Origin of the sequence: Enterobacter sp. V89_11, from assembly GCF_029967775.1 — a bacterium.
Taxonomy (GTDB): Bacteria; Pseudomonadota; Gammaproteobacteria; order Enterobacterales; family Enterobacteriaceae; genus Enterobacter; species Enterobacter ludwigii.
This window is the reverse complement of record NZ_JASCAN010000002.1, coordinates 269,916-276,265: the sequence shown is the minus strand read 5'-3', so window position 1 is coordinate 276,265 and position 6,350 is coordinate 269,916. Positions and strand designations below refer to the sequence as shown.

Annotated in this window: 5 protein-coding genes and 1 pseudogene; 4 read left to right on the top strand and 2 right to left on the bottom strand. The window is 51.5% G+C overall.

The features are described 5' to 3' along the window. Nucleotides 1-52: 52 nt before the first annotated feature. Nucleotides 53-637 (bottom strand): annotated as a pseudogene (locus QLG09_RS02910) (molybdopterin-dependent oxidoreductase); the annotation flags it as partial. A gap of 221 nt (nucleotides 638-858) precedes the next feature. Between QLG09_RS02910 and yddG the strand changes: the two are divergent. The 3 genes from yddG (at nucleotide 859) to QLG09_RS02895 (ending at nucleotide 3,979) form a co-directional block, all read left to right on the top strand. Next, nucleotides 859-1,737 (top strand): aromatic amino acid DMT transporter YddG, encoded by an 879-nt coding sequence (gene yddG / locus QLG09_RS02905; RefSeq protein ID WP_014170222.1) that lies wholly within the window; start codon nucleotides 859-861, stop codon nucleotides 1,735-1,737. A gap of 630 nt (nucleotides 1,738-2,367) precedes the next feature. Next, nucleotides 2,368-3,441: a porin OmpD gene (gene ompD, locus QLG09_RS02900; RefSeq protein ID WP_020884056.1), complete on the top strand. Its 1,074-nt coding sequence runs from the start codon at nucleotides 2,368-2,370 to the stop codon at nucleotides 3,439-3,441. A gap of 79 nt (nucleotides 3,442-3,520) precedes the next feature. Then, complete coding sequence (locus QLG09_RS02895) at nucleotides 3,521-3,979, top strand: GFA family protein (protein ID WP_020884055.1); 459 nt, start codon at nucleotides 3,521-3,523, stop codon at nucleotides 3,977-3,979. A 37-nt stretch (nucleotides 3,980-4,016) separates the two neighbouring features. Here QLG09_RS02895 and QLG09_RS02890 read toward each other — a convergent pair whose 3' ends face one another. Then, the gene (locus tag QLG09_RS02890; protein ID WP_025204129.1) at nucleotides 4,017-5,504 is read right to left on the bottom strand and encodes an MFS transporter; all 1,488 of its coding nucleotides are present in this window, start codon (nucleotides 5,502-5,504) and stop codon (nucleotides 4,017-4,019) included. A 116-nt stretch (nucleotides 5,505-5,620) separates the two neighbouring features. Here QLG09_RS02890 and QLG09_RS02885 point away from each other — a divergent pair, with 116 nt between their 5' ends. Next, nucleotides 5,621-6,196, top strand: coding sequence for a TetR family transcriptional regulator (locus QLG09_RS02885; protein ID WP_020884053.1), 576 nt, complete (start codon nucleotides 5,621-5,623; stop codon nucleotides 6,194-6,196). Nucleotides 6,197-6,350: the final 154 nt, after the last annotated feature.

The following is a 6,350-nucleotide window of genomic DNA, read 5'->3' as shown; positions in this document are numbered from 1 at the left end:
TCGCACCGCGACCAAATGTTGGAGCAAGACTTGCTACCGTTGGTCCGTGTCAGACGCGCGCCTGGTTATCTACCGCCAGCATGCCAAGGGAGCGCACAAATTTTTGCGTCAGCATGCCGGTTTCATTACTTGCCGCGGATGCGCACAGCATGCCGGTCGACAGCCAGCGGTTCACCGTAACGCCCTGCGCGTTCTTTTCGATAAAGTTGGCGTCGCGGTCAGCTTTCATCAGTTTTGCGATTCGGGAAAACGCCTCATCCCAGGAGATACGCTGCCATTTGTCAGATCCTGGCGCACGGTATTCCGGATAGCGCAGACGGTTTTCGCTGTGGACATAATCCAGCAGACCCGCCCCTTTCGGACAAAGTGCGCCACGGCTCACCGGATGATCCGGGTCCCCTTCAATATGATAAATCGCTTCTTTGGCGTTCTTCGCGCCATCGCCCAGGCTATACATTAAAAGCCCACAACCTACGGAACAGTATGTGCAGGTGTTACGGATCTCTTTCGCGCGCAGCAGTTTATAGTTGCGTGCCTGAGCCAGCGCCATTTTGGGTGCAAATCCCAGCATTGCGGCTGTTGTTCCGGCCATACCGCCCGCGCAGATTTTAAAAAATTGTCTGCGGCTGACGTCCATTGTTGTCCTCGTTTTCATATAAGACTTCGCGCCGCAAACTAGCAGTAAAGCCCCTGATTTTTTTGCGTCAAATCAAGGTCACTTGTCTTCACCCCCTTAATAGTCACCCCCACGGAATTTAAATACCTCTTTTTGATTAAAGACTTAAGAGAATAATTCGCGATGGCAGGAGGATTAATGCTATAAATTTTTCCTTTGATTTTTATAGCGATGGCAGGGTTATGGACAGAAAGAGAGCAACGCTCACGGGACTGGCGGCGATACTGTTGTGGAGCACCATGGTTGGCCTCATTCGTAGCGTCAGTGAGGGGCTGGGACCGGTGGGAGGCGCCGCAATGATATACACCCTCAGCGGATTACTGTGCCTGGTGACGGTAGGATTTCCTGATATCAGACGGTTTTCACCCCGGTATCTTATTGCCGGCAGCGTGCTGTTTGTCAGCTATGAAATTTGCCTTGCCCTGTCGTTAGGCTATGCCGCAACGCGCTCCCAGGCTATCGAAGTGGGAATGGTCAATTATCTCTGGCCAAGCCTGACGATTGTGTTTGCCATTTTATTTAACGGCCAACGGTCCACCCTGTGGGTGATCCCGGGCTTAGCCGTCTCATTGTTGGGCGTCTGTTGGGTATTAGGCGGAGAGCAAGGGCTACATCTTGATGACATCATGCGTAATGTCATCTCAAGCCCGCTCAGCTACGCGCTGGCGTTCGCCGGGGCTTTTATCTGGGCGGCTTACTGCACCGTCACCAGTAAGTTTGCCAACGGGCAAAACGGGATAACGCTTTTCGTGCTGCTCACCGCGCTCAGTCTGTGGGTGAAATATGCGTTCAGCGAACAGCCGCAAATGGTGTTTACTCTCCCGGTGGTCGTAAAGCTCATCATGTGCAGCGTCGCACTGGGGTTTGGCTATGCGGCATGGAATATCGGTATTCTTCATGGCAACGTCACGGTACTCGCAGCGGTATCCTATTTCACGCCTGTACTCTCAGCAGCACTCGCTGCCGTATTGCTGAATTCCCCCCTCTCGTTTTCTTTCTGGCAAGGCGCATTAATGGTTTGTGCCGGGTCTTTGTTGTGCTGGTACGCCACGCGAAAATAATATCGCTATCTTCTGCCGGGTCCATAATCGCCCGGCGGGAATTAACATAAATTTAATATGTGATCGCGCGTCAAAATAATGATCGGCGCGTTAGAAAAGCCGTTTAGATTCTGTTTATATTACCGCCCTTTCGTAAATCTCCGTCGTCCTTTATTGACATAACTTGACACCGTTACGTTATTAATCCCTTGCGAATATTAACAATGTATATAGCACAAAGTGCAATAGTGTGTTTCTGTGTGTTTCATGTCCAACAACGATTATCCCGTATAATGAAATAGTTAACTTACTGATTTTAAACAAATGACATTTATATCAAACGCGTAAAAAGACAGAAAATACCGACAATTAACAAAAGAAACTAAAACGGCTGAAAACTATATTGCGGCCAATGGTTTTGTTGAATAATTCATCAAAAAATGCACAAATCACCACCATCTCATTCGTTACAGCCGCAATTTATCCGATCCGGATCACACTAATTGAAATTATTGCTAATATTTTGAAACTTATTATTGAAACCCTACTACAAGATTCTTAAAAATAGCATGCCATTGATGATTAGCCTCGTTTAGAAATCGTTCAAAGTGGCTCAGGAAATACTGAAGAAAATTATAAGGAATATTTAAGATGAAACTTAAATTAGTTGCAGTGGCAGTGACTTCCATGTTGGCAGCAGGCGTTGTAAACGCGGCTGAAGTTTTTAACAAAGACGGTAACAAACTGGATCTGTACGGCAAAGTAACAGGTCTGCACTATTTCTCTGATGACGCTGGCAACGACGGCGACAAAACCTATGTTCGTCTGGGCTTCAAAGGTGAAACTCAGATCAACGACCAGATGACCGGTTATGGCCAGTGGGAATACGAGTTCAAAGGCAACCGCTCTGAATCTCAGGGTTCTGACGGCAACAAAACCCGTCTGGCATTCGCGGGCCTGAAATTCAACGAATTCGGTTCTTTCGACTACGGTCGTAACTACGGTGTTGCTTACGACATCGGCGCATGGACTGACGTTCTGCCAGAATTCGGTGGTGATACCTGGACTCAGACTGATGGCTTTATGACTGGCCGTACGACTGGCGTTGCAACTTACCGTAACACCGACTTCTTCGGTCTGGTTGATGGCCTGAACGTGGCTGCTCAGTACCAGGGTAAAAACGACCGTAACGACATCACCGAAGCGAACGGTGACGGCTGGGGTCTGTCTTCTACTTATGAATTCGAAGGCTTCGGTGTAGGTGCTACCTACGCGAAATCTGACCGTACTGACCGTCAGGTTGCTGCTGCAAGCAATCTGAATGCAGGCGGCGAAAACGCGGAAGTATGGGCTGCGGGTCTGAAGTACGATGCCAACAACATCTACCTGGCAACCACCTACTCTGAAACCCGTAACATGACCAACTTCGGTAGCGGTTTCATCGCTAACAAAGCGCAGAACTTCGAAGTGGTTGCTCAGTACCAGTTCGACTTCGGTCTGCGTCCATCCATTGCTTACCTGAAATCCAAAGGTAAAGACATTGGTACTTACGGCGACCAGGATCTGGTTGAATACGTTGACGTTGGCGCGAGCTACTACTTCAACAAAAACATGTCTACCTACGTTGATTACAAAATCAACCTGGTTGACGACAGCAGCTTCACTAAAGCAGCTGGTGTTTCTACCGACAACATCGTTGCTGTTGGTCTGACCTACCAGTTCTAAGATTTGTTAGTATAAAAAAGCCAGCCTTCGTGGCTGGCTTTTTTTATTCGGTTTGACTGGCGTAATAAAGGAGCACGCCATGCATATTTTCAAAGGACGCTGCCTGTGTGGGATGAGCCAATTCAGCGTTTCCCTCAACAATTTCGACGTCTATGCCTGCCACTGTACCCAGTGCCAGAAATGGTCGGGGGGAATGGCCATGTATCTGGAAGCGCAGGGGCAACCGCTTGTGGAAGAAGAGTCGATAGCCCCTTCTCATTTCACGTCATCTGCGCGCGGCGAACGCTGGTTTTGTCCCGGATGCGGTTGCCCGCTGTGGTTCACGCTGACCGCACGCTCAACGACGCGCTATTTCATTCCCTGGACACAGCTTGAGATGAGCGAAGACGAACGTCGCCGTCTGATACTTGCCGCTGAAATCTATACAGAAACGCAACCCGCATTCTTTGGCCTGACCGGGCAATACGCACGCTTTAGCGGCACCGAAATTGAAGCACACGACAAGCGCTGCCTGCTGACTCCCCATGACGCACACTGAGGGTTACCCGGTTAGCATTGCACCACCGGGCCTGATTTTACTGTTTCGGTACGTTTGCCAGGCTAAACCAAATCCCGACCGCCAGCACCAGTAACATTGCGCCAGCACTGCCTAACGCCACGCTGTGTGACGTGATAAAGGCCGTTTTTGCCGCCGCAATTAACGACTCCGCCAGCCCTGGAGTCAGGCTCTGTGCCACGTTTACCGCTTCGCCAATCGATGACGAGGCCTTATCGGCCAGCGTCGCGCTCAGTCCCTGCGGCAGGACAATTGACGCCGAGAAGCTGCGGGTTAACAGCAGACCAAAAATGGCAATGCCCAACCCTGCGCCCAGCTCATAGGACATGGTTTCAATCGCCCCTGCGGCAGCCGCTTTCTCTTTTGGCGCAGCCGCCATAATTGCCGAGGTTGAGGCCAACAGCGCACTGGCGGCACTGAAGCCCAGCAGCACCATCAGACTCCATGCCTGCCAGTGCTGCGTGCTGAAGTCGAGCATCGACAGACCGATAAAGCTGACGGCACTCAACCCCATTCCGCCTGCTGCCACCAGGCGCAGCCCCAGACGACCGACCAGCACACCGGCAATCGGCCCGCTAAACCCGCTGGCAACCATCAGCGGCAGCATAAACATCCCCGCTTCAAATGGCGTAAAGCCATGCACAAACTGCAGCTCCTGGGCCATCAACAGCTCAAACCCCACCAGCGCGATCATGGCGGTCATCGCCATCACGACACCGCTTAAAATAATGCGATGACAGAACAGACGCATGTCGATCATCGGCACGCGGGCGCGAAGCTGGATCCGCACAAAGATCATCAGCATCACCGCTCCGGTGAGCAGCGTCATTGCCACCAGCCACGGAGAAAGCACCCCTTTGAGCGCGGTTTTCGCGCTGTAGACCAGCAGCAATATCGCCACAATCAGCATGATTGCATGGGCAATATTCAGCGGCTGTTCCGGGCGTCCCTGTTGACGAGGCACCAGACGCGCGGCAAGGGAAACAACGATGACCACGATCGGCACGTTGATCAAAAAGACCGATCCCCAGTAAAAATGCTCCAGCAACATACCGCCAATCAAAGGACCAAACGCCGCACCGCCTGAACCGACGGCGGCCCAGACCCCAAGCGCGATGTTGCGATCGCGCGCATTAACGAACAACGTGCGGATCCCCGCAAGCGTGGCCGGGATGATCATCGCCGCCCCAATCGCCAGCGAGGCGCGGGCAGCAATCAGCCATCCTGCTGAAGGCGCAAATGCGGCAGCCAGCGATGACAAGCCAAACAGCGTACTGCCAATTATCAACAACCGTTTAAAACCAATGCGGTCACCCAGTGCGCCCATCGGCAGCACCATCCCCGCCATCACCAGCGAGTATATATCGATGATCCACAATAATTCGTTACCGCTGGCACCCAGCGTCATACTCAACGTCGGCGCCGCTACGTGCAGTACCGTCGCGTCGATCGCCACCGGGATATACACCAGCACGATAATGACTAACGCTAACCACTGACGAAACATAAATTTCCTTTTCTTTTAAATCATGGACACATGTCCAGCTTGCGATCCTACGTAAAGTTGAACGAGTGTCCAGCTTTTTGTTACACTTGTTTCAGTCCCATTAAGAGTGAGTGAAAATGCGATATCTGAGCAAGGATGAAAGGCGGGAAGAGATTTTACAGGCCGCTATGCGCGTGGCGCTCTCTGACGGACTTTCCGCAATGACGGTACGGCGAATTGCCGCCGAAGCCGGCGTCGCCACCGGACAGGTCCACCACCATTTCACCTCTGGCGGAGAGCTAAAATCGCTGGCTTTTGTGCGATTGATCCGTGAACTGCTGGATGCGGATGTAGTCGGCAAGCAGGCCAGCTGGCGACAGCAACTGCATGCCATGCTCGGCAGCGATGATGGCCGGTTTGAGCCCTATATTCGTCTGTGGCGTGAGGCGCAGATCCTGGCAAGCCGGGATACGGACATCAGGGGTGCATATGTACTGACCATGGAGATGTGGCACCAGGAGACCGTCGCCCTTATCAAAGCAGGCACTGACGCGGGAGATTTTACCCCGGGCGATCGGCCGGAAAATATTGCCTGGCGTTTAATTGGTCTGGTGTGTGGCCTGGACGGCATTTATATATTAGATATCCCAGAGATGGACGACGCTGCCTTTAATAACCATCTTGATAAATTAATCTCTCTGGAATTGTGTTAATACTCACTTATGAGTATTAACAGCCCTCACTTACAATTAGTAACACATTAAGCGAACCCTTATTTCCCCTCCCGACTCAGGGATTCGCTTTTTTATCTATCCTTTCAGATGTATCCCAAACCATCCAATAATTCCATAAACACACTGTCAGACA